The following is a 24,803-nucleotide window of genomic DNA, read 5'->3' as shown; positions in this document are numbered from 1 at the left end:
GCTTAACGCGCCTTGTCCGGGCTACCGGATCGCACGGACCCGTAGCCCGGTCAGCGCAGCGCCACCGGGAGATTTCCTATAAGGAGGCTTTGATGAATGAAACCATAACATTACGCCCCGAAAGCAGGGCATCGACAAAAGATGTCATTATCGATTACATGCTGGCATCAGTAGATGAAGTTGAACAACTGCAGCCCGCGCTTAACCTGTTAGCGCACCCATCAGTTGCCCGCGGAGGCCATGATTTTTTTGTCCATTGCTATGAGGCGGGTACGCAAAATAAAGCAGCTGAAACAGAACCGGCGCTGCCTGATACGGTATTTCGGGACTCCACACCGTGGATGCAAAGAAGTGGGCTGCTGTGTGCCGCAGCGGGTCATCTGGATGCACTGGGAAAGACGCTGACGCACAATCGTCTGTGCGACCTGGCCGGCCAGTATTGTGCCGGCGCGGCGGATGCCGATGCTGAAACCCGCAGCGGATTTTATACCGTGCGCAGCATATCGCTGCCGGTTTACCGGCGACTGCTGCGGGACAAGCATCCTCATGGCGTCTGCCTGCAGCAGTCGCTGCTGCATCTGCTGGCCTGGAAGAGCGAATCACCCTGGGCGCGGCAGCAGGCTCAACGGTTGCTCTGGCAGGGCGGCGTACTGGGTGATAACGGCGAATTTGCGCTGATGACGCTCGATGACGAGCTGCGGGAGCGGCAGTTTGCCTGGCCGGGGCTGTGGTCGCTGCTGGCCGTCACCGGGTTTCTGGCGAAATTCCCGGCCGGGCCGATTTTTGCTGATTAAATAGCGCTCCCCGTTCGGGGAGCCTGTTAGTTGGTCGCAGGATATTCCTGTACGGCGATATGCAGCGTAATTTTTTTATCGTCACGCATAATCACCACCGGAATTTCCGAGCCCGGACGGATCTCTGCGACCTGATCCATGGTTTCCAGGGCGGAAACGGCGGGTTTATCGTTAACCGAAATAATCACGTCATTGGCGCGGATCCCTGCCTGGGCTGCCGGGCCTTCCGGCGCCACATCATTGACTACAATCCCCTGCAATTGATCGATACCGCCGCCGCTCTGCGCGTGCAGCGGCGCAATTTCGCGGCCGCTGATCCCAATGTAGCCACGAATCACGCGGCCATCGCGGATCAGCTTATCCATAATCTTGGTCGCCAGCTGGAAAGGAATCGCAAAGCCGATGCCCTCCGGCGTTTCGCCATCGTTGCTTTTATCAAATGACAGGGTATTGATACCCATAAGCTCGCCCAGCGAGTTCACCAGCGCGCCGCCGGAGTTACCGTGGTTGATTGACGCATCGGTCTGCAGGAAGTTCTGGCGTCCAGTGGGGTTCAGACCGATACGCCCGGTGGCGCTGATAATGCCCTGGGTAATGGTTTGCCCGAGGTTGTACGGGTTGCCAATCGCCAGCACGACGTCACCGATATGCGGCACGCGTTTCGGGTTAATCGGAATAACCGGCAGACCGCCGCTGGCGTTGATTTTTAATACCGCCAGATCGGTGAGGGTATCTGAGCCGACCAGCAGCGCTTCAAAGACCCGGCCATCCTGCAGGGCAACAATAATCTGATCGGCATCGTTGATGACGTGCTTGTTGGTCAGAATATAGCCGCGCTGGTCCATGATCACGCCGGAGCCGAGCGTTAACTGATTATGACTGGTGCTGTTAAGGGCGCGGTTATAGACATTGACGACCGCAGGCGCCGCGCGACGGACGGCGGAATTATAGCTGGCGGGGGATTCATCCGCGCTATCGTATTGCGTGGTCGGCGAAAGCTGCCACTGGCGCAGGGAAGGCATGACGGCCAGCAGCAAACCGCCGACGATCAAACCGATAAGTATCGAACGTAAAAGCTTTGCAGGCATGATGCAGATATCTTTGATGGATAGACAGGCGAAGCATAACACGACTTGTCCGGACATCGCACTGCACGCGATGTCCGGAAGGCGAGTTAGCGCAGCAGTAGATAGATGCTTTCGCTGCCGCGAACGACGTTCAGTGCAATGACCGTCGGTTTGCTTTCGAGTACTTTTCGCAGTTCGGCAATCGAGCGCACGCGTTCGCGATTGAGGCCAATAATGATATCGTCCTTATGCAGGCCGGCCTGCGCGGCAGGGCTGCCTTTATCGACGTTATCAATGATGACGCCTTTGGTCCCATCCTTCATCTGACCGTCGCTTAACGATGCGCCCTGTAGCGCCGGAGCGATAAGCTCTGCGCTGGCGGAAGACGAGGTGCTCTTGTCCAGCGTGACCTCCACTTCAACGGGTTTCCCTTCACGCAATAGTCCTAATTTCACCTTGGTTCCCGGCTCGGTCGTGGCGATGCGTGAACGCAGTTCGGCGAAGCTGTTGAGCGGTTTGCCGTTCAGGCTGACGATAACGTCGCCAGATTTAACGCCCGCTTTAGCCGACCCCGAGTTTGGCAGGACTTCGCTAACGAATGCGCCGCGCTGGACGTCAAGATTCATCGCTTTGGCGATATCCGCGCTCATTTCCATTCCTTTAATACCCAACAGGCCGCGTTTGATTTCGCCAAACTGGATAAGCTGCTGAGAGAGGATTTTTGCCATATTGCTGGGAATGGCGAAACCAATGCCGACGCTGCCGCCGCCCGGGGCCAGAATGGCGGTGTTGATGCCAATCAGCTCGCCGTTGAGATTCAGCAGCGCGCCACCGGAGTTGCCGCGGTTAATGGAAGCATCGGTCTGGATAAAGTTTTCCAGCCCCTCAAGGTTCAGGCCGCTGCGGCCAAGGGCGGAAACAATCCCGGATGTGGCGGTCTGACCCAGGCCAAACGGGTTACCGACGGCGACGGCGAAGTCGCCAACCCGCAGCTTGTCCGAGTCGGCGATAGCGATTTGCGTCAAATTACTGGGCTTGAGGATCTGCAGCAGTGCAATATCGCTCTGCTCGTCGCTGCCGACCAGTTTGGCATCGAACTCACGCCCGTCGTTGAGCTGGACGCTGATCTTCTGGGCCTGATTAATGACGTGATTATTGGTCAGCACGTAGCCTTTTGCGGCATCAATGATGACCCCAGAACCCAGTCCTTCAAAAGGCTGCGCCTGCTCTTGCGGCGCGTTGTCGCCAAAATATTTTTTCAACTCTTCCGGCATATCCTGCGCGGGTGACGCGGTACCCTCAACCTGTACGCTCACCACCGCCGGCAACACTTTTTCCAGCATTGGCGCGAGGCTTGGCAGCGCGCCCTGGCCCGGAACTTGTGTCGGTAAAGACGCTGCTGCCGGAGGTAAGGCTGACAACGACAACCCAATGCTTAACGCTAACGCACTCAACAGCAAAGTTGGTTTATTCATTAGTTGCTGGCTCTCGTAACCTGAGGTGTATGGGAAACGTCCCGAATGGCCCGATGTTATTGAATTTTCGACCCGGTAACAACGTGGGCAATAGTTAAATTGTAGCTGGGATGAGAGGTTGAAACGGGCGCAGAGGGTGCGCCCGGAAAATATTTTTACTGGCGTTGCCGAATCAATCGCGCTTTACACCGCCGCGCAGCAGACCGGATGCGCCTTCAGAATAGTCGCGCGGCATCTGGACCGGAGCCTGATCGTTGCCCGCTTCGGACTCTTCCAGACGATTGCGGAACGGATTAGCGTCCGCCATGGTGTCCGGCAGGAGGTTGCTGGAGCTTTTCGCCATATGCTGATACAGCTGGCGGTAATCATGCGCCATGTTATCCAGAAGCTCGGCGCTCTGGGCGAAATGGCTCACCAGCTCTTCGCGGTACTCCTCCAGCTCTGCTTTATTCTTTTCCAGTTCAAACTGCAGCGCCTGCTGTTGGCGTAATTTACGATTGCCAAAACGCATCGCGACGGCACCGATAATGATGCCGACAACTAGCCCAATTAGCGCGTATTCCCAGGTCATGAACATCTCCCGTTGTTTTGTGGTTCCGTAGGGTGGCTATGAGGCTCTCCGCCTGCGCCCGATAGTGCCACTATAACCGCTAATTCCACAGAAGTGGAATCCTGGCGTATCATCACGTAGTGTAGAGCAGCCTTTTTTTCGTCAATCGTGAGCTACGGCATTACGGTTTTCAAGGAATAACAATTAGATCATGCAAAGCCTGTCCCCAACATCGCGTTACCTTTCCGCTCTCAAAGAGGGAAGCCATCAACCTGACGACGTTCAGCGAGAAGCGGTCAGCCGCCTCGATACGATTTATCAAGAATTGCAGAATAAACCTTCGGTAGCGCCGCAAACCGGCGGCGGTCTGCGGGCGAAATTCGGCAAGCTGCTGGGCAAGCGTGAACCCGCTGTCGAAACGGCCGCAGTTCGCGGTCTCTATATGTGGGGTGGGGTCGGCAGAGGGAAAACCTGGCTGATGGATCTGTTCTTTCAAAGTCTGCCGGGAGAACGTAAACAACGTCTGCATTTTCATCGCTTTATGCTGCGGGTACATGAAGAGTTAACCACGCTGCAGGGGCACAGCGATCCGCTGGAAATCGTTGCGGACCGTTTTAAAGCTGAAACCGATGTGCTCTGCTTTGATGAGTTTTTTGTCTCTGACATTACCGATGCGATGCTGCTGGGCGGTCTGATGAAAGCGCTGTTTGCCCGCGGGATAACCCTGGTGGCGACGTCGAATATTCCTCCTGACGAACTGTACCGTAACGGTCTGCAGCGCGCCCGCTTCCTGCCTGCGATCGACGCGATTAAGCAGCACTGCGATGTGATGAATGTCGACGCCGGCATCGATTATCGTCTGCGCACGCTGACCCAGGCGCACCTGTGGCTGTCGCCGCTGAACGCTGAGACCCGCCAGCAGATGGACAAACTGTGGCTGGCGCTGGCGGGCGCAAAGCGCGAGCAGATGCCAACGCTGGAGATAAACCACCGCCCGCTGCCGACGTTAGGCGTTGAGAACCAGACGCTGGCGGCTTCCTTTGCGACGCTGTGCGTGGATGCGCGTAGCCAGCACGACTATATTGCGCTTTCGCGTCTGTTTCATACCGTCATGCTCTTTGATGTGCCGGTGATGACCGGGCTGATGGAGAGCGAGGCGCGGCGCTTTATCGCCCTCGTCGATGAATTCTACGAACGCCACGTCAAACTGGTGGTCAGTGCGGCGGTTCCGCTGTATGAGATCTATCAGGGCGAGAGATTAAAATTCGAGTTCCAGCGCTGTTTATCGCGCCTGCAGGAGATGCAGAGCGAGGAGTATCTGAAGCGAGAACACCTGGCGGGGTAAAACCGGGTACAAATCACATAAAGGGGTCGATCTTTGACCCCGACTTCTCTATAATCTTGCGACCCCACGTTACGAGAAGGTTTTTTTCCCAAAACTTTCTATGTGCCGGCATAGGCTATTCGAAGGGGTAGGTTTGCTGGACAATGTCGTGTGAACCTCAACTGACTAAACGTTTGGGTGTTCACCAACGTGTAACTTATTTATTTGGGTAAGCTTTTAATGAAAACTTTTACAGCTAAACCAGAAACCGTAAAACGCGACTGGTATGTTGTTGACGCGACCGGTAAAACTCTGGGCCGTCTGGCTTCCGAACTGGCTCTGCGCCTGCGCGGTAAGCACAAAGCGGAATACACTCCGCACGTTGATACCGGTGACTACATCATCGTTCTGAACGCAGAAAAAGTTGCTGTAACCGGCAACAAGCGCGAAGACAAAATGTACTATCACCACACCGGCCACATCGGTGGTATCAAAGAAGCGACCTTTGAAGAGATGATTGCCCGCCGTCCTGAGCGTGTGATTGAAATCGCGGTTAAAGGCATGCTGCCAAAAGGCCCGCTGGGTCGTGCTATGTACCGTAAGCTGAAAGTTTACGCGGGTAACGAGCACAACCACGCGGCACAGCAACCGCAAGTTCTTGACATCTAATCGGGATTATAGGCAATGGCTGAAAATCAATACTACGGCACCGGTCGCCGCAAAAGTTCCGCAGCTCGCGTTTTCATCAAACCGGGCAACGGTAAAATCGTTATCAACCAGCGTTCTCTGGAACAGTACTTCGGTCGTGAAACTGCCCGCATGGTAGTTCGTCAGCCGCTGGAACTGGTCGACATGGTTGAGAAATTAGATCTGTACATCACCGTTAAAGGTGGTGGTATCTCTGGTCAGGCTGGTGCGATCCGTCACGGTATCACCCGCGCTCTGATGGAGTACGATGAGTCCCTGCGTGGCGAACTGCGTAAAGCTGGTTTCGTTACTCGTGATGCTCGTCAGGTTGAACGTAAGAAAGTCGGCCTGCGTAAAGCACGTCGTCGTCCGCAGTTCTCCAAACGTTAATTGTCCTCTGCTTATGCAGAACAATTTGCGAAAAAACCCGCTTCGGCGGGTTTTTTTATGGATAAATTTGCCATTTTCACTCTACAAACGCCCCATTATTACCACTTTTTCAGCATTTCCAGAATACCCTCACCACAACGTCTTCAAAATCTGGTAAACTATCATCCAATTTTCTGCCCAAATGCAGGTGATTGTTCATTTTTTGTTTGGATGATAAGCAAAAGTGATATCACGCAAATGGGGTTTTTACATCTGGCTGGCCATCCGTGGTCGGCAGCAGTACAAAATTCTGAATATACCTGGAGGTTTTCATGGCTGTCGCTGCCAACAAACGTTCGGTAATGACGCTGTTTTCTGGTCCTACTGACATCTATAGCCATCAGGTCCGCATCGTGCTGGCCGAAAAAGGTGTTAGTTTTGAGATAGAGCACGTGGAGAAGGATAACCCGCCTCAGGATCTGATTGACCTCAACCCGAATCAAAGCGTGCCGACGCTTGTGGATCGTGAGCTCACTCTGTGGGAATCTCGCATCATTATGGAATACCTGGATGAGCGTTTCCCGCATCCGCCGCTGATGCCGGTTTATCCGGTGGCCCGTGGGGAAAGCCGTCTTTACATGCAGCGTATCGAAAAAGACTGGTATTCTCTGATGAATACTATTCAGACCGGTACCGCTTCGCAGGCCGATACTGCACGTAAGCAGCTGCGTGAAGAGTTGCAGGCCATTGCGCCGGTCTTCACCCAGAAGCCCTACTTCCTGAGCGATGAGTTTAGCCTGGTGGACTGCTACCTGGCTCCGCTGCTGTGGCGCCTGCCGGTTCTTGGCGTCGAGCTGGTTGGTGCTGGCGCGAAAGAGCTTAAAGGCTATATGACTCGCGTATTTGAGCGCGACTCCTTCCTCGCTTCTTTAACTGAAGCCGAGCGTGAAATGCGCCTCGGTCGGGGCTAAATGATGGATGTATCACAGCTGACGCCTCGTCGCCCGTACCTGCTGCGGGCGTTCTATGAGTGGCTGCTGGATAACCAGCTGACTCCGCATCTGGTCGTTGACGTGACTCTGCCGGGCGTACTTGTGCCGATGGAGTATGCGCGTGATGGGCAAATTGTTCTCAATATTGCTCCGCGTGCTGTCGGTAACCTGGAGCTGGCGAACGACGAAGTGCGTTTTAACGCGCGTTTCGGCGGTGTGCCGCGCAATGTCTCCGTGCCGATGGCTGCCGTACTGGCGGTTTACGCGCGTGAGAACGGTGCGGGGACCATGTTCGAACCAGAAGCCGCTTACGATGAAGATGTCACCAGCCTGAACGATGAAGAAGAGCTGCCTGACAGCGAAACGGTCATGTCGGTGATCGATGGCGATAAGCCAGATAATCACGACGACGATCCGGATGATACGCCGCCGCCCCGTGGCGGACGCCCGGCGCTACGCGTTGTGAAGTGATATCAATAACAGGCCCTGCGGGGCCTGATTCATATATGAATTCATATGTGAATCAGACGGCATCCCCTATCCCGAGCGAAGCATGCCATAGCTATGCTTCGCTTTTTTTTCATTTTATAACTTTACTGCTGGCGTCGAGTCTCTTCTCCGTCAGGGCAAAGTGTGTTTCTGCTGTGGGCTGGGTCTGCACAGATTATTTTGCTGTGCCCTATGGTCATCCAGCACAGGAGATAGGGTATATTAGATGAAATGGGAGTGTGAATTCATATTTTTCTGGGTTTATTTGTTGTAACTTTAATTAAGGTGTTTCTATGATGAATATGTGTTCTTATTTTACTATTGATGCCGTTTATTTATAAAGAGCAGATTAATTAACTGACCCGTGTTTTATTTAACTTACTTGCAATTCATTTACTATCTTCTTGTAATTGTTGAAGGTTTTTACTTTTTAAAATTTGCGATTATTTTTCTTGAGATTAGTCGTTCAATTAAGTAGATTAGCCGGCGGTGAGAGGAGTCTCTTTCATCATTACTTCCAGTGACTAATTCTTTTCTCAATAATTATTGAGGGGATGATTAGTGGCAATGATTTAATTGGATAAAGGATGTGCCGATATTTTTATTGATATCGGTCGTACGATACATTAAGGAAAATTGATATGTTCTCTAAAAAGTCGCTTTCTGCGCTATGCGTTTGCGCTGCTATTGTTTCTGCTGCGGGCGTTAATGCTGCTACGGATACTACTCTCACCGTTAAAGGAACCTTTGTTCCGGCTGCGTGCACCCCGGAGCTGAGCAACAGTGGTGTTGTTGATTACGGCTCTATGAACAACTCGGTTCTCGAAAAGCCGGTCAGCGGTAGCACCCTGGTTCAGTTGGGCAAAAAATCCATTACTCTAACGGTTAGCTGCGATGCGGCGACCAGCGTGGGCATCGTGGCGAAGGATAACCGTGCCAGTTCTAAAGTTGAGATTTCAAGCTCGGCGTATATTGCTGACTATATCCCGGGGCAAAATATGACAACGGAATCTGCGGCGTTTGGCCTCGGTACCGTTAATGACATGAAGATCGGTGCTTATTCCGTTACGGCAATGAAGGATGGATTAACTGCTGATGGCGCGGCAGTGGATATGATCGTGAAAAATAGAGGCGGGGCAAATAGCTCGTGGGAGAATGCAAATAGCGGGGCTTTATATTACTCCGACGCTACCCGTATCGTTACCGTTGCTGAAACCGGCAAAACCACCCCAATGCTGTTTAAAGATTTAGTGATGCCGCTGGATATCGTTTCCGCCGTTCAGAACAATGGTGTACTGGGTGCCGGAACGCAAATTGAGCTGGATGGTAATGCCACGCTGAGTCTTGTTTATCTCTAATATTTATATGCTGTCCTTCTGAAATTCGGCCCAATAAATATTTTTATAAAATTTATTGGGCCTGTTAATAAGCTCTATCTCATTTTAATACACACCACTAATATGAAAAAAACGCTGCTGTTGTCATTATTGATATTGACGACCCGGGCCTATGCCAGCGGCATGGTGCCTGAGACATCTGTTTTACTCGTTGATGAACAAAAAGGTGAGGTGTCGATGAACCTCACCAATTCAGATCCGCATCCGTCCCTGCTTTATACCAAAGTGGTTGATTTAGCCGATAGCGATAAATCTATCCGCTTAATTGTCACGCAGCCGGTAGTACGCGTAGAGCAAGGGGACACGCAAAAGATCCGCTTTATATTGCAAACGTCTAAACCGCTACAACAGGAAGAGTTTAAACGGGTCACCTTTGAAGGAATACCGCCGAAGGAAAAGGGAAAACTGAAAACAACGGTCACTATTCGTCAGGATTTACCGGTCATTATCCATCCGGCTGGCCTGGCGGAGGAGCCCGCGCCGTGGAAACATCTGGTTTGGCGCAAAAAGGGGGGCCAGCTGGAAATCAGTAATCCGAGCGACTATGTCGTCAGGATGACGTCCATGTTTAATACTTTGCCTTCAGGTTCTCCCGGCGAGTTAGCGAAAACGTATCTCCTGCCGCACACCAGCGTCAGCGTAAAATTACCTGCTAAAGCGGGAGCGGATACGAAAGTCGAGTTTTTCCCGGCAAGCCGCTATGGATATAAAGGAGAGCGCTACATCACCTCGTTGCAGTAACCATGTTCAAGGATGAACGGAATGCTCAGGAAAAAGCTGTTGGCCTGTCTTATCGGGTTGGGAAGCGCTCAACTGGCGGTAGCTGAAGAGGCCAAAAAGAGCGCAATAGAATTTGATAGTGAAACCTTAACGTCTTTGGGTATCGATCCGCAAATTGCGCATTATTTCTCTTCAGAAGCCAAATTCCTGCCAGGAGTGACCTCGGTTATGCTGGGCGTTAACGGTAAGGATAAGGGAAATATCGTCGCCCACTTTGATGATGACGGCCAGCTGTGTTTCGATAAAGCGTTTATGCAACAGGCCGGTATTCGCCAATCCGTGGTCGATAGCGAGGGCTGCTATGACTATTTACAGGCCCATCCTGAAACGATCCTGAAAGCGTCGCCCGGAAAAGGGCGAATCGATCTGATATTACCGCAGGAGCAGTTAGTCCACCAAAGTACCGACCTCAGCGGATACGACACGAGCGGTACGGCTGGGGTGCTGAATTATACCTTTTTCGCTTCGCGCAACGATTATAGCGGCGGTCATTCCGAGTATTCGCAGCTGATGCTGGACGGCGGTCTAAACGTGAATACCTGGCTGCTGCGTAGCCATCAGCTATTAAGCCGTGCGAATAATCAGTTTACCAGCGAAAATTCGCAGACCTACCTACAGCGCACCTTTACGCAGATAAAAAGCACCGTCAAGGCGGGTGAAATAGGCATGAATAACCCTTTGCTCGACGGCACCGAGCTATACGGTATCTCCTTGATGCCGGAGAGCGCCCTTAACGATGCCGGGAGCGGCGTGCTGGTAACCGGGATCGCCAGTACCCCGCAGGCGCGGGTTGAGATCCGCCAGCAAGGGATCATGGTGTATTCCACTTTAGTGCCTGCCGGCCCCTTTACCTTAACGGATATTCCCCTGCTCAACGTCACCAGCGATCTGACGGTCACCGTTATTGAGACCGATGGCAGCCAGCATAGCCAGGTGGTTCCCGCCTCATTGTATCGCTCCGGGCTGGGGCCTGCGGGCGGATATCAATTTTCATTAGGCCGGGTGAGCGATGCATATAGCCAGCAGCCCTGGGTAGCCAGCCTGGCTGGCGGCTGGAAGCTGAACGCCAGGCATAATTTAACTAGCGGCGCGATCGTTGCCCAGAGCTACCAGGCCTTAGGAATACGCGTTGACTCAGTACTGCCGCAGGAAATTTCGCTTTCTCTTCAGATTAACCAGGCGTTCGATCGCGATAATGCGCAGCAGGGCCAGAAGTACACTCTATCGACCTCCTGTGCAACACAGTCCGGTTTTGGGCTGAATGCTTCGTTGAGCAAATATTCTGAAAAGTATCGTGAGTTTTCTCAGGCCATTGATAAGAGTTTTAGCGCCACCAATAAAATGGAGTACTCATTGGGTGCGAGCTGGGGACACCCTGTTATAGGTACGATGAGCGCCAGCTTCTATGATGTAACAGGGTTCGATAGCCAAAATAATTCTCGCTACGCGACGCTTAACTGGGGAAAGAGTTTTAGCGCATTTTCCGTATCGGCAAGCTGGCAGCGCCAGCTCAGCGGCGGGAGTATCGAACAAAGCAATGATAATATTTTTTACCTGAACCTGAATATTCCCTTCCAGCAGCATTCGGTCAACGCTTACGCGCGCAGTGAAAAAGGGCGGAAGAGATTCGGTACTTCGGTAACGGGCACTATCAGCGATGATACCACTTATACCCTCGGCGCCGAACGTGACCAGACCGAGAGTCGGAACAGCTTCAGCGGCGGGATAAATCAGAATCTGCATTACACGCAGCTAAGCATGAATGCGAGTACCAACGGTTCGCAGAGCCATAGCTATTCCGGAACGCTGCGCGGGGGAATGGCCGCCCACCGCCATGGTGTGACTTTTACACCGTGGGCGATTCGCGACACCTTTGCCATTGCCAGCCTGGATAAGCCGGTTTCCGGAGTGCGCATCGAGACATCGCAGGGGCCGGTGTGGACTGACTTCAGCGGTCAGGCAGTCATTCCTTCCGTTTCGGCCTGGCGAGAGGCAGCCGTTGAAATCAACACCGCGACTTTGCCAAAGAACATGGATATTGGCAATGGGCTCAGAATGCTCAAGCAAGGCCGAGGGGCCGTAGGCAAAATCCGCTTTTCTACCATCACGGAGCGCCGGGTGCTGCTGGATGTCACGATGGGGAACGGTGATCCGCTGCCGAAGGGGGTCGCCGTAACGGATTCAGCGGGCAATTACTTAACGACTTCCGTCGATGACGGCGTGCTTTTTTTGAACAACCTCACAGGGAGACAAACATTGGTGGCGAAACTGGAAAAGGGAAGTTGCCGCATCTCGATAACGCTGCCTGAAGCGCCAGACGCAGATGCGTTCTATGAAAATGCCAGCGGGGTATGTCAATGATTCGTCTATGGCTGGGCCTTAGCCTGCTGGCGTTTTCCGGCGCCCTTCTGGCCGGATGCGAATTAAATAGCACGCAGCGTTCGGTTGACTATCTGCCCGTTCGCCCGGCAGAACGTCAGCAGGCGGGAGATAAGCCTGTGGTACTTCCGGAAAAGCAGTTCGTCCTGCATGTACATTGTGATAAGCCACAACGTATTCGGCTTTTCTTCGGTAGCGCCTATGCGCAAAACGGCAGGTTCGCACTTGGCAATCGTGGGGAAATGAATATTACCGCCGGGCAAGCGGTGGCTGACGATCGCGACGTGATGCTGGTCCCTGTACGGAGCGCCTGGGCGCCGATTACCGCGGAAGCAGCAAAGCGATCCCGCATTGCGCTCAATCAAGGGATCGCCTTTGTACAGGGAGAAGAGATTGAAGCCAGTCAGCTCTCTGTGGTTCTGAACGTGGCTTCAATGATGGAGAGCCAGGCGATTACGGATCGCGTAACGTATCGTGGGAATCTGCAGATCAGGGTGGTAACTCCATGAGGTACGCCTTTGTTTTATTCGCGCTTTTACTCAGTCCGATCCTTCACGCCGGCGACAACCTTAGTATTGATTTTACCGTGACCGCAGAAGCGGCGGCGTGCACGCCAACGCTGAGCCATAACGGCATCGTAGATTTCGGTGAGCGGCATGTCGGGTCGCTATCAACGTCCGCGTTTACCCAGCTGGGCGTGCGGGATATTACCTTAACGATTACCTGCGAATCCTCCACCGGGATCGCTATTACGGCGAGAGATGCGCGATCCAGTTCCGCTATCACGGGAAAAGATACACACGGCCATGAGGGAGTGCTTTTTCAGGTCAATGGTGGCGGATACATAAGCGACAAATTACGGCTTTTTGGTCTGGGTATGACGATGGAAAATAAACCTATTGGCAGCTATGCGATGCAAATCGATTCCGCCAATACCATCGCAGTTGATGATAAAAAAGTTGCCGTTGATATCGCCGGATCGGCCAGCAAGGAGGGACCGTGGGAAGTTTCCTCGCTTTTACCGCTCCCAACGGGACAGGACTATTTCTATACCTTTGTTAAAAAAGGCTCTTCGGTGCCGCAGCCAATCACGGCGGCAACGGTGCCTCTGCAGATAAGCGCATCGGTGGGAAGTAATCTCAGGAGCGGGCAAAAGGTGACGTTGGACGGCGAGGCGGTAATCAGTATTGTCTATCTCTGAATGAATAAGCTTGCGGGCTCCGGGACCCGCAAGCTTTTTTCGTTACACTTCCAGGTAGTTCAGGATGCCGTCAGCCGCCTTACGGCCTTCGGCAATCGCGGTGACCACCAGGTCAGAGCCGCGAACGATATCGCCGCCGGCGAAGATTTTCGGGTTGCTGGTCTGGAAGGCGTTGTCGCTGCCTTCCGGTGCAATCACGTGGCCCTGAGAATCGAGCTCAACGCTGTGCTTCGCCAGCCATTCCATGCTGTGCGGACGGAAACCAAACGCCATGACTACGGCATCTGCTGGCACCACATGTTCTGAGCCGGCAACGATTTCCGCGCGGCGGCGGCCTTTCGCATCCGGCTGGCCCATCTCCGTACGCGCCATCTTCACGCCGCAGACTTTACCGTTGGCATTCACTTCAATGCCCAGCGGCTGAACGTTGAACTGGAATTCCACGCCTTCTTCCCGCGCGTTTTTCACTTCGCGTTTCGAGCCCGGCATGTTCTCTTCATCACGGCGATAGGCGCAGATGACGTGAGTCGCGTTCTGGCGAATCGAGGTACGCACGCAGTCCATTGCGGTGTCGCCGCCGCCAAGAACCACGACGCGTTTGCCTTCCATGCTGACGTACGGCTCGTCCGCCGTTTCACCAAAGCCCATGATCTGCTTGGTATTGGCGATCAGGAAGGGCAGCGCATCAAAGACGCCGCTGGCGTCTTCGTTTTCCAGACCGCCGCGCATTGACTGATAGGTACCAACGCCGAGGAATACCGCATCGTACCCTTTCAGCAGATCGTCGAGTTGTACATCGCGACCCACCTCGGTATTGAGTTTGAACTCAATGCCCATACCGGTAAAGATCTCGCGACGACGGGTCATCACCTCTTTTTCCAGCTTAAAGGCTGGAATACCAAAGGTCAGGAGGCCGCCGATCTCCGGATGGCGATCGAAGACTACCGCCTTCACGCCGTTACGGGTCAATACGTCGGCGCACGCCAGACCTGCCGGACCCGCGCCGATAATGGCGACGGTTTTGCCGGTTTGTTTCACGCCGCTAAGGTCAGGACGCCAGCCCATTTCGAACGCTTTATCGTTGATATAGCGCTCAATGTTACCGATGGTTACCGCGCCGAACTCATCGTTCAGGGTGCAGGAACCTTCGCACAGGCGGTCCTGCGGGCAAACCCGTCCGCAGACTTCCGGTAGGGTATTGGTCTGATGCGACAGCTCAGCCGCTTCGAAAATACGTCCTTCATTAGCCAGCTTCAGCCAGTTCGGGATGTAGTTATGCACCGGGCATTTCCATTCGCAGTACGGGTTGCCGCAGGACAGGCAGCGATCTGCCTGTGCTTTAGCCTGGCCTTCTGAAAACGGCTCGTAAATTTCCACAAATTCAATTTTACGGATCTTCAGCGCTTTTTTAGGCGGATCAACTCGCTGTAAGTCGATAAATTGATAGACATTCTGACTCATCTTAACCCCTTACTGCGCCTGCACCCGCAGCTCAGCTGCGGAACGACTACGGTGACCCAACAGTGCTTTAACATCGCTGGACTTCGGTTTGACCAGCGCAAACTTCGCCGAGAAGGCCGGCCAGTTGGCCAGAATCTCTTCACCGCGCTGTGAACCGGTAAGCTGCACATGCTCGGTAATTAAACCGCGCAGGTGCTCTTCATGGATGGCCAGAGAGTCAACGTCCAGCACTTCTACCAGTTCAGAGTTCACGCGTTTACGGAAGTCGCCGTCTTCATCCAGTACGTAACCAAAGCCACCGGTCATGCCTGCGCCGAAGTTGACGCCGGTTTTGCCCAGCACGCAGACGATGCCGCCGGTCATATATTCACAGCCGTTGTCGCCGATACCTTCGACGACGGTGATAGCCCCGGAGTTACGCACTGCGAAACGCTCGCCCGCACGACCCGCAGCATACAGACGACCGCCGGTCGCGCCGTACAGACAGGTGTTGCCGATAATGCTGGCTTCATGGCTACGGAAGGCCGAGCCTACCGGAGGACGAATGGCGATCAGGCCTCCGGCCATCCCTTTACCCACGTAGTCGTTCGCGTCGCCGGTCAGATGCAGCTCAACGCCGCCGGCATTCCACACGCCGAAGCTCTGACCTGCGGTACCGCTGAAGTGGGCGGTAATAGGATCTGCTGCCAGGCCCTGGTCACCGTGGGTCTGGGCGATGTAGCCGGACAGCGAGGCTCCTACGGAACGGTCAGTATTGCGGATATCGAACCAGAACGTTTTGCTCTGCTTGCCGTCAACAAAGGGTTTTGCCTGCTGCAGCAGCTGCGCATTCAGGACGCCATTATCGAACGGCGGGTTGTTCTCCGTGCAGTACAGCGCTTTGCCCGGATGCGGCTCCGCGGTTTCCAGCAGCTTGCTCAGATCCAGCTTCTGCTGCTTGGCGGTAAAACCGTCCAGCTCTTTCAGCAGATCGGTACGGCCAATCAGATCCACCAGACGCTTCACGCCCAGCTGTGCCATCAGCTCGCGCGTTTCGCGGGCGATGAATTCAAAGTAATTGGTCACTTTAAACGGCAGACCGTGGTAGTGGTTCTTACGCAGTTTGTCATCCTGGGTTGCTACGCCGGTTGCGCAGTTGTTCAGGTGACAAATACGCAGATATTTACAGCCCAGCGCCACCATTGGTCCGGTCCCGAAGCCGAAGCTCTCAGCGCCGAGGATAGCCGCTTTGATGATATCGAGGCCGGTTTTCAGCCCACCGTCGACCTGCAGACGAATTTTATGGCGCAGCCCGTTAGCAACCAGCGCCTGCTGGGTTTCTACCAGTCCAAGCTCCCACGGACATCCCGCGTACTTCACTGACGATAGCGGGCTGGCGCCGGTGCCGCCGTCGTAGCCGGCAATGGTGATTAAATCCGCGTAAGCTTTTGCTACGCCGGTGGCAATAGTCCCGACGCCCGGTTCAGAGACCAGCTTCACGGAGATCATCGCTTTCGGGTTGACCTGTTTCAGGTCGAAAATCAGCTGTGCCAGATCCTCGATCGAGTAGATATCGTGGTGCGGCGGCGGAGAAATTAACGTTACGCCAGGTACTGAATAGCGCAGTTTGGCGATATACGGAGTCACTTTATCGCCGGGTAACTGGCCGCCTTCGCCAGGCTTAGCGCCCTGGGCGACTTTAATCTGGATAACGTCGGCGTTGACCAGATAAGCCGGAGTTACGCCGAAGCGGCCGGAGGCGACCTGCTTAATGCGCGACACTTTATTGGTGCCGTAGCGCGCCGGGTCTTCGCCGCCTTCGCCGGAGTTGGAGTTGCCGCCGAGGCTGTTCATGGCTTCCGCCAGCGCTTCGTGCGCTTCCGGGCTCAGCGCGCCGATAGACATCGCCGCGGTATCGAAGCGTTTGAACAGTTCGCTCGCCGGTTCAACGTCGTCCAGGTTCACCGTGGTTCCGTCCGGGGTGACGGAAAGCAGGTCGCGCAGCGTTGCCGCCGGGCGCTCGTTAACCAGCTTCGCGTACTGCTGATAATCGCTGTACTCACCGCTTTGTACCGCTTGCTGCAGGGTGCGCACCACGTCCGGGTTGTAGGCGTGATATTCGCCGCCGTGAACGTATTTCAGCAGACCGCCCTGATCCAGCGGTTTACGCGCCAGCCAGGCACGTTTCGACAGATTCAGCAGATCCTGCTGGAAATCATCGAAGCCCGCGCCGCCGATACGGCTGACAACGCCCTGGAAGCACAGATCGGAGACTTCGCGATGCAGGCCGACCGCTTCAAACAGCTTCGAGCAGCGATAGGATGCAATGGTCGAAATCCCCATCTTCGACATGATCTTATACAGACCTTTGTTGATGCCGTTACGATAGTTCAGCATCACCGCGCGGTACTCTTTGTCGATGGCTTTATTATCGACCAGCTTCGCCAGGGTTTCATAGGCGAGGTACGGATAGATAGCCGTCGCGCCGAAGCCGAGCAGCACGGCAAAGTGGTGCGGATCGCGGGCGCTGGCGGTTTCGACAATAATGTTGGCATCGCAGCGCAGGCTCTTATCGACCAGGCGGGTCTGGATCGCGCCTACCGCCATCGGTGCCGGTACCGGCAGACGGTTTTTAGCGATGTTACGGTCTGAGAGCACCAGCAGAACGGTACCGTTACGCACCATCTGCTCGGCTTTATCGCACAGCGCCTTCACGGTTTCAGCCAGCGTGGTTTCGGCGGCATCAAAAGTGATATCCAGGACGTCGGCGCGATAGTGCTCTTCTTCCATGGTGGTCAGCTGTTTAAAATCTGAGTACAGCAGAATCGGCGATTTGAAGCTCAGGCGATGCGCCTGGCCTTCCGCTTCACAGAAGACGTTCATTTCACGGCCGATGCTGGTGGCCAGCGACATAACGTGCGCTTCGCGCAGCGGATCGATCGGCGGGTTAGTGACCTGCGCGAACTGCTGGCGGAAGTAATCGTAAATGATACGCGGTTGGCTGGAGAGCACGGCAAATGGGGTATCATCGCCCATCGAGCCGACCGCTTCCTGGCCATTTTCACCCAGTACGCGCAGGACGGAATCCAGCTCTTCGGCACTGTAGTTGAACTGTTTCTGATAGCTGGCGAGGGTATCATCGTCCAGCTGGCGGCTACCGACCTCTTCGTCCGGCAGTTCTTCGAACGGCACCAGACGACGGACGTTTTTCGCCATCCACTCTTTATACGGGTGACGGCTTTTCAGATCGTTGTCGGTTTCCGCGGAGTGCAGAATACGCCCCTCGCGGGTATCGATAACCATCAGTTCGCCTGGACCGACGCGGCCTTTTTCAACGACTTCATCCGGCTGATAATCCCAGATACCCACCTCGGATGCGCAGGTGATGAGCTTATCTTTGGTGATCACATAGCGTGCCGGACGCAGGCCATTACGGTCGAGGTTACAGGCGGCGAAGCGACCATCGGACATCACGATGCCCGCCGGGCCGTCCCACGGTTCCATATGCATGGAGTTAAAGTCAAAGAACGAGCGCAGCTCGGGATCCATATCCGGGTTATTTTGCCAGGCTGGCGGAACCAGCAGGCGCATTGCGCGAATGATGTCCATCCCGCCCGCCAGCAGCAGCTCCAGCATGTTATCCATAGAGCTGGAGTCAGAGCCGGTTTCGTTAACGAACGGCGCGGCGTCGTGGAGGTCAGGGATTAGCGGCGTCTGGAACTTATAGGTACGGGCGCGGGCCCACTGGCGGTTACCGGTAATGGTGTTGATTTCACCGTTGTGTGCCAGGTAACGGAACGGCTGAGCCAGCGGCCAGCGCGGCACGGTATTGGTGGAAAAGCGCTGGTGGAACAGACAGATGGCTGACTCCAGGCGCAGATCCGCGAGGTCCAGGTAGAAGCGCGGCAAATCCGCCGGCATACACAGACCTTTATAAATGTTGACCAGGTTCGACAGGCTGCAAACGTAAAAATCTTTATCTTCCTGCAGACGCTTTTCGATACGACGGCGCGCGATGAATAAGCGGCGCTCCATGTCGCGCGGGCGCCAGCCAGCCGGGGCGTTAACAAAGATTTGTTCTATACGGGGCAGCGAGGAGAGGGCGATTTCACCTAGTACGCCTTCATTGGTTGGCACATCGCGCCAGCCGACGATAGACAGCGTTTCGCGCTGAAGTTCTTCTTCGACGATGCGGCGCGCCGCGTTTGCCAGTTCAGGATCCTTATTAAGGAACAGCATCCCAACGGCGTAATTTTTGGCTAAACGCCAGCCGCGCTCTTCCGCAACAATTCGGAAGAAACGATCGGGTTTTTGTAGCAGCAAGCCACAACCGTCGCCGGTTTTTCCATCGGCAAGAATCGCGCCGCGGTGCTGCATTCGGGCCAGTGCGTGTATAGCGGTTCGCACTACCTTGTGGCTAGGTTCGCCTTCTATGTGGGCGATCAGGCCGAAACCACAGTTATCCCTCTCAAGGGATTTATCGTACAACATATCAGTGAACCTCCCCAGGCTCTACGGGACACCCTCCGATACCGATTGCGCACGGGCACAGAAAGAGCATGGCGACGGGGTTTACACCTCGCATTCGCCCTCTTTAAATCCTTTTCGCATCGGTACACAAGTTTGAGGACTTGCTGTTAAGAGGGAATCTCAATTACTGCATAAATATGATGAGCAGAGCGCTCATCCAGAAAGCTTCCAGCGGATTCCCAACTTATCGGGAATCCACACATACGTCAAATGGCAATCTTATTTATACAAAAATGTGCTATGCAACAGCTAATTAAATGATTTTTAAGAGAATAAATGCGTTTTAAATACTACTGAAACGCGCCAGGAGACAGAAACGAGTGTGATCTGTCTCACTGTATCGACGGCACGACATTATCTGTCTGTGCTGAATTGTTTTTTTATCACAGTTTTTTAAACTGCTTTTTATTTATTTTTTGGTGGCTAATACTGTTTTGTGCCCGGGTAAAGATAATTGCCAATCAGCGGCTATGTATAAGGAAAACTCATTACCCTGACTATGAATTAAATTACAGTTATCTTGATTGTTTATGCAATGAGGTAAGCGGCCGCGTTGACGATTGATCCAGGTCATCGCCGTCGGTAGCTAAAAATGGCAGGCTTGGCCCCTTTCTTAAGGCCGGTCTATCAGATTATGCAGTTACAAAAATTAGTCAACATGTTTGGTGGGGATCTTGCGCGCCGGTATGGAGAAAAGGTTCACAAACTGACGCTGCACGGTGGATTTAGCTGTCCAAATCGCGATGGCACCATTGGTCGTGGCGGCTGTACCTTTTGTAATGTCGCTTCTTTTGCCGATGAAGAGCAGCAGCACCGTTCGATTGCTGAGCAGCTAGCCCATCAGGCGCAGCGGGTAAACCGGGCTAAGCGCTATTTGGCCTATTTCCAGGCCTATACCAGTACGTTTGCCGAAGTTCAGGTACTGCGATCCATGTATCAGCAGGCAATCAGCCAGGCCAGCATCGTCGGGCTGTGCGTGGGCACCCGCCCGGACTGCGTCCCCGGAGCCGTATTGGACCTGCTGAGTGAGTATCGGGAGCAGGGCTACGAAGTATGGCTCGAGCTGGGTTTACAAACCGCGCATGATAAAACGCTGCACCGAATTAACCGCGGCCACGATTTTGCCTGCTATCAGCGAACCACCCGCCTGGCACGCGAGCGCGACCTTAAAGTGTGTAGCCACCTTATCGTGGGCCTGCCGGGCGAGGGACAGGGTGAATGCCTGGAGACCTTAGAGCAGGTAGTGGAGACCGGCGTAGACGGCATTAAGCTGCATCCACTTCATATTGTGAAGGGGAGCATTATGGCCAGGGCCTGGCAGGCAGGAAGGTTAAACGGTATTGCGCTGGACGACTATACGGTTACCGCAGGAGAGATGATCCGTCACACCCCTCCGGAAGTGATTTTTCACCGTATCTCCGCCAGCGCGCGCCGCCCAACGCTGCTGGCGCCGCTGTGGTGTGAGAACCGCTGGACCGGGATGGTTGAACTGGATAAATACCTCAATGAACACGGCGTGCAGGGGTCTGCTCTCGGTCGTCGCTGGATCTCTCCATAGCAGGCGGATAACGTCATCGCTACGGCGGATTTATTTTGCTTTATCCTCTGAAAAAAAGTGGTGTGACCAACGTCACTGTCGTTGATATAAATCTGGTTATTTTATCTTGTATGGTAGTAGGCTATGATCGTTAATAATATTGAATCAGGTGATTTCGTATGCAAATGACAATGCGTTGGTTTGGGCCGGAGGAAGACAAGGTCTCTCTGGAATATATCCGCCAGGTTCCCGGCGTTGAAGGCGTGGTGGGGGCGCTCTATGATGTCGCGGTTGGTGAGGTCTGGCCGCTGGAAAAAATCCAGCGCCTGGTAAATCAGGTTCATGATGCCGGGCTAAAAATGGAAGTTATCGAAAGCGTCAATATTCATGACGATATTAAAATAGGCCTGCCTTCCCGCGATCGCTATATTGCCAACTATCAACAGACTATCCGTAATCTTGCCCGGTTTGGCGTAAAAGTGATTTGCTATAACTTCATGCCGGTTTTTGACTGGATGAAGACCGATATGAACTATGTTCTGCCGGATGGCTCCCGGACGATGGCTTTTGAAAAAAAAGACATTGATAAGAGCCTGGAAGAGGTGGTGAAAGAGGTTCTGGATAACTCAAATGGTTTTGCGCTGCCGGGCTGGGAACCTGAGCGTCTGGCCAAAGTTCAGGAGCTGTTTGCGCAGTACAAAGATGTTGATGACAAGACGCTGCGGGAGAATCTGGTCTATTTTCTGAAGGCGGTTATCCCCGTCTGCGAAGAGGTCGGCGTGAAAATGGCTATTCACCCAGACGATCCGCCGTACTCTATTTTTGGCTTGCCGCGTATCGTGAAAAATCGCGACGATCTGGATTGGATCTGCCGGGCGGTAGATTCTGAGGCCAATGGCATCACGCTCTGCACCGGTTCAATCGCGGAAGATCCTGCCAATGACGTCTACTCGATTCTGGCCGAGTTTACACGGCGCAAGCGTATCCATTTTGCCCATGTGCGTAATATTAATCTTATTAAAGATAAAGACTTTTATGAATGCGCCCATCCGTCAGAATTCGGCTCTTTGGACATGTATAAAGTGATGCAGGCGCTCTATGACAATGGTTTTAGTGGCTATATACGCCCGGATCATGGACGTTTTATCTGGGGTGAAACAGGGCGGCCAGGTTATGGATTATACGACCGTGCGCTGGGCGTGACCTACCTGAAGGGGCTGTGGGAAGCGCTCAGTAAACGCTAACGCTCGTTTTGTTCTCTTCTCTATTTCCGGCTGATGCCCGTTCAGCGTCAGCCGCGTAACTGCAATCCTTCCCGCATTTTTTGCACAACTTACAGCGTCTTGCTCAGAATTGAGTATTATTGTGCGAAGTTGTCGCGAAGGAATCCCTTATGAAGCAAATCCGTATGCTGGCGCAGTATTATGTTGACCTGATGATGAAGCTGGGTCTGGTGCGCTTTTCAATGCTGCTGGCCTTTGCGCTGGTGGTGCTGGCGATAGTTGTGCAGATGGCCGTTACGATGGTGCTGCATGGCCAGGTGGAAAGTATTGATGTGATCCGCTCCATCTTCTTCGGCCTGCTGATTACCCCGTGGGCGGTCTATTTCCTTTCGGTGGTGGTTGAGCAGTTGGAAGAGTCCCGGCAGCGCCTCTCGCGGCTGGTAGAGAAACTGGAGGAGATGCGCGAGCGCGATCTCAAGCTGAATGTGCAGCTTAAGGACAATATCGCCCAGCTTAATCAGGAAATCGGCGAACGTGAAAAGGCGGAAGCGGAACGTGAAACGACGCTTGAGCAGCTCAAAATTGAGATGAAAGAGCGTGAAGAGGCGCAAATTCAGCTTGAGCAACAATCCTCTTTTCTGCGCTCCTTCCTTGATGCTTCTCCGGATCTGGTTTTCTATCGTAATGAAGATAAAGAGTTTTCCGGTTGTAACCGTGCGATGGAGCTTTTGACAGGTAAAAGTGAAAAGCAGCTTATCCATCTGAAGCCGCAGGATGTTTATACCGAAGAAGTGGCGGAAAAGGTGCTGGAAACGGATGAGAAAGTCTTCCGCCATAACGTCTCACTAACCTACGAACAGTGGCTGGATTATCCGGACGGGCGTAAGGCCTGCTTTGAAATCCGTAAGGTTCCTTATTACGACCGCGTAGGTAAGCGGCGCGGCCTGATGGGTTTTGGCCGCGATATCACGGAGCGTAAGCGCTATCAGGACGCTCTGGAGCGAGCCAGCCGAGATAAGACCACCTTTATCTCAACGATCAGCCACGAGCTGCGTACGCCGCTTAACGGCATTGTAGGGCTTAGCCGAATTCTGCTGGATACCGATTTGACCGGCGAACAGGAAAGATACCTGAAAACCATCCATGTCTCAGCGGTAACCCTTGGTAATATCTTCAATGATATTATTGAGATGGATAAGATGGAGCGGCGTAAAATTCAGCTGGACAACCAGCCGGTTGATTTTACCGGTTTCCTTGCGGACCTGGAAAACCTCTCCGGCCTGCAGGCGCAGCAGAAAGGCCTGCATTTTGTGCTGGAACCCACGCTTCCGCTGCCGCATAAAGTGATCACCGACGGAACGCGTTTACGCCAAATCTTGTGGAATCTTATTAGTAATGCGGTGAAATTTACTCCGCAAGGCGGGAATGTGAACGTCCGCGTGCGCTATGACGAGGGGAATATACTGCACTTCGAGGTGGAAGATTCAGGTATCGGCATCCCTGAAGCGGAGCAGGATAAGATTTTCGCCATGTACTACCAGGTTAAAGATAGCCAGGGCGGCAAGCCTGCGACGGGCACCGGTATCGGTCTTGCCGTATCACGTCGCCTGGCGCGAAATATGGGGGGGGATATCTGCGTTTCCAGCCTGCCGGGTAAAGGCGCGACATTTACCCTCACCGTACATGCTCCGGCCGTTGCGGAAGAGGTTGAAGATACGCTGGCGGAAGATGAAATGCCATTACCTGCGCTGAACGTGCTGCTGGTGGAAGATATTGAGCTAAACGTGATCGTTGCGCGATCGGTACTTGAGAAGCTTGGCAATAGCGTCGATGTGGCGATGACCGGTAAGGCTGCGCTGGAGATGTTCGTCCCCGGCGAATACGACCTGGTGCTGCTTGATATCCAGCTGCCGGATATGACCGGCCTTGATATCTCTCGTCAGCTTAAACAGCGCTTTGCCGCCGACGAGCTTCCGCCGTTGGTTGCGCTTACCGCTAACGTACTGAAGAACAAGAATGAGTATCTGGAAGCGGGAATGGATGATGTCCTGAGTAAGCCGTTATCGGTTCCGGCATTAACCGCGATTATCAAAAAATTCTGGGATGCGCCGGAAGAAGAGGAGAATGAGATGCCATCTGTAGATAGCAGTAAATCGGCTTCAGTACTGGATATTCCGATGCTTGAGCAGTACATCGAACTGGTAGGGCCGAAGCTTATTTATGACGGTCTGGCCGTCTTTGAAAGAATGATGCCGGGCTATATGGCGGTTCTGGAGTCTAATTTGACCGCTCGCGACCAGAAAGGAATTGTTGAAGAGGGGCACAAGATTAAAGGGGCTGCGGGCTCGATCGGTTTGCGCCATATTCAACAGTTAGGTCAGCAGATCCAGACGCCGGATTTACCCGCATGGGCGGATAACGTTGGCGAATGGGTTGAAGAGATGAAATCCGAATGGCAAAGCGATGTCGCGGTACTGAAAGCGTGGGTCGCGGCGGCAGATAAAAAATGACCCCGGATAAACCGGGGTGCGCGAATACTGCGCCAACACCAGGGAACTGGACATTGCGC

19 protein-coding genes are annotated in these 24,803 nt (G+C 53.7%); 14 read left to right on the top strand and 5 right to left on the bottom strand.

All coding sequences use genetic code 11. The annotated features are described in order from the left end of the window. Positions 1-92 precede the first annotated feature (92 nt). Positions 93-794, top strand: coding sequence for a hypothetical protein (locus HMPREF3178_RS04990; RefSeq protein WP_017145342.1), 702 nt, complete (start codon positions 93-95; stop codon positions 792-794). 26 nt (positions 795-820) lie between these two features. Here HMPREF3178_RS04990 and degS read toward each other — a convergent pair whose 3' ends face one another. From degS to zapG, 3 genes are all read right to left on the bottom strand, one after another. Beyond that, the gene (gene degS, locus HMPREF3178_RS04985) at positions 821-1,882 is read right to left on the bottom strand and encodes an outer membrane-stress sensor serine endopeptidase DegS (protein ID WP_024274763.1); all 1,062 of its coding nucleotides are present in this window, start codon (positions 1,880-1,882) and stop codon (positions 821-823) included. Positions 1,883-1,968: 86 nt separating this feature from the next. Continuing rightward, positions 1,969-3,336 (bottom strand): serine endoprotease DegQ, encoded by a 1,368-nt coding sequence (gene degQ / locus HMPREF3178_RS04980; protein WP_004106206.1) that lies wholly within the window; start codon positions 3,334-3,336, stop codon positions 1,969-1,971. A gap of 172 nt (positions 3,337-3,508) precedes the next feature. Then, positions 3,509-3,907 carry a Z-ring associated protein ZapG gene (gene zapG / locus HMPREF3178_RS04975; RefSeq protein WP_004106204.1) on the bottom strand — a complete coding sequence of 133 codons (399 nt, stop codon included), beginning with the start codon at positions 3,905-3,907 and terminating at the stop codon, positions 3,509-3,511. Positions 3,908-4,097: 190 nt separating this feature from the next. On the opposite strand from zapG, the gene zapE reads away from it, so the two are divergent. The 10 genes from zapE to HMPREF3178_RS04925 all read left to right on the top strand — a co-directional run bounded on the left by zapE (position 4,098) and on the right by HMPREF3178_RS04925 (position 13,504). Next, positions 4,098-5,231, top strand: coding sequence for a cell division protein ZapE (zapE, locus tag HMPREF3178_RS04970; RefSeq protein ID WP_004106202.1), 1,134 nt, complete (start codon positions 4,098-4,100; stop codon positions 5,229-5,231). A gap of 219 nt (positions 5,232-5,450) precedes the next feature. Next, entirely contained in the window at positions 5,451-5,879 is a 429-nt protein-coding gene (gene rplM / locus HMPREF3178_RS04965; RefSeq protein ID WP_004106200.1) for a 50S ribosomal protein L13, read from the top strand. Between the two features lie 15 nt (positions 5,880-5,894). Next, positions 5,895-6,287 (top strand): 30S ribosomal protein S9, encoded by a 393-nt coding sequence (gene rpsI / locus HMPREF3178_RS04960; RefSeq protein WP_000829815.1) that lies wholly within the window; start codon positions 5,895-5,897, stop codon positions 6,285-6,287. A 311-nt stretch (positions 6,288-6,598) separates the two neighbouring features. Continuing rightward, positions 6,599-7,237: a stringent starvation protein SspA gene (gene sspA, locus HMPREF3178_RS04955; protein WP_004106197.1), complete on the top strand. Its 639-nt coding sequence runs from the start codon at positions 6,599-6,601 to the stop codon at positions 7,235-7,237. A 3-nt stretch (positions 7,238-7,240) separates the two neighbouring features. Continuing rightward, positions 7,241-7,729, top strand: a complete 489-nt coding sequence (gene sspB / locus HMPREF3178_RS04950) for a ClpXP protease specificity-enhancing factor (protein ID WP_024274762.1) — start codon at positions 7,241-7,243, stop codon at positions 7,727-7,729. 659 nt (positions 7,730-8,388) lie between these two features. Then, the gene (locus tag HMPREF3178_RS04945) at positions 8,389-9,105 is read left to right on the top strand and encodes a DUF1120 domain-containing protein (RefSeq protein ID WP_004106194.1); all 717 of its coding nucleotides are present in this window, start codon (positions 8,389-8,391) and stop codon (positions 9,103-9,105) included. Positions 9,106-9,207: 102 nt separating this feature from the next. Next, positions 9,208-9,885, top strand: coding sequence for a fimbria/pilus chaperone family protein (locus tag HMPREF3178_RS04940; RefSeq protein WP_017145344.1), 678 nt, complete (start codon positions 9,208-9,210; stop codon positions 9,883-9,885). A gap of 21 nt (positions 9,886-9,906) precedes the next feature. Continuing rightward, the gene (locus HMPREF3178_RS04935; protein ID WP_017145345.1) at positions 9,907-12,285 is read left to right on the top strand and encodes a fimbrial biogenesis usher protein; all 2,379 of its coding nucleotides are present in this window, start codon (positions 9,907-9,909) and stop codon (positions 12,283-12,285) included. Next, positions 12,282-12,812, top strand: a complete 531-nt coding sequence (locus HMPREF3178_RS04930) for a DUF1120 domain-containing protein (RefSeq protein ID WP_017145346.1) — start codon at positions 12,282-12,284, stop codon at positions 12,810-12,812. The genes HMPREF3178_RS04935 and HMPREF3178_RS04930 overlap by 4 nt, the downstream gene beginning before the upstream one ends. Further along, positions 12,809-13,504 (top strand): DUF1120 domain-containing protein, encoded by a 696-nt coding sequence (locus tag HMPREF3178_RS04925; protein ID WP_016809821.1) that lies wholly within the window; start codon positions 12,809-12,811, stop codon positions 13,502-13,504. The genes HMPREF3178_RS04930 and HMPREF3178_RS04925 overlap by 4 nt, the downstream gene beginning before the upstream one ends. Positions 13,505-13,546: 42 nt before the next feature. On the opposite strand, the gene gltD is transcribed toward HMPREF3178_RS04925, so the two are convergent. Next, positions 13,547-14,965, bottom strand: a complete 1,419-nt coding sequence (gene gltD / locus HMPREF3178_RS04920; RefSeq protein WP_017145347.1) for a glutamate synthase subunit GltD — start codon at positions 14,963-14,965, stop codon at positions 13,547-13,549. Positions 14,966-14,974: 9 nt separating this feature from the next. Further along, on the bottom strand, positions 14,975-19,435 hold the full coding sequence (gltB, locus tag HMPREF3178_RS04915; RefSeq protein WP_004106181.1) for a glutamate synthase large subunit: 4,461 nt from the start codon (positions 19,433-19,435) through the stop codon (positions 14,975-14,977). 673 nt (positions 19,436-20,108) lie between these two features. On the opposite strand from gltB, the gene HMPREF3178_RS04910 reads away from it, so the two are divergent. The 3 genes from HMPREF3178_RS04910 to arcB all read left to right on the top strand — a co-directional run bounded on the left by HMPREF3178_RS04910 (position 20,109) and on the right by arcB (position 24,744). Continuing rightward, positions 20,109-21,032, top strand: coding sequence for a tRNA modification radical SAM protein MnmL/YtqA (locus HMPREF3178_RS04910; RefSeq protein WP_017145348.1), 924 nt, complete (start codon positions 20,109-20,111; stop codon positions 21,030-21,032). Between the two features lie 158 nt (positions 21,033-21,190). Further along, on the top strand, positions 21,191-22,255 hold the full coding sequence (gene uxuA / locus HMPREF3178_RS04905) for a mannonate dehydratase (RefSeq protein ID WP_004106177.1): 1,065 nt from the start codon (positions 21,191-21,193) through the stop codon (positions 22,253-22,255). Positions 22,256-22,404: 149 nt separating this feature from the next. Next, complete coding sequence (gene arcB / locus HMPREF3178_RS04900) at positions 22,405-24,744, top strand: aerobic respiration two-component sensor histidine kinase ArcB (RefSeq protein WP_004106175.1); 2,340 nt, start codon at positions 22,405-22,407, stop codon at positions 24,742-24,744. Positions 24,745-24,803 lie beyond the last annotated feature (59 nt).

Origin of the sequence: Klebsiella sp. HMSC09D12 (assembly GCF_001808475.1) — a bacterium.
GTDB classification, from domain to species: Bacteria; Pseudomonadota; Gammaproteobacteria; order Enterobacterales; family Enterobacteriaceae; genus Klebsiella; species Klebsiella oxytoca.
The sequence above is the reverse complement of the archived record's forward strand: the minus strand, read 5'-3'. Positions and strand labels throughout refer to the sequence as shown.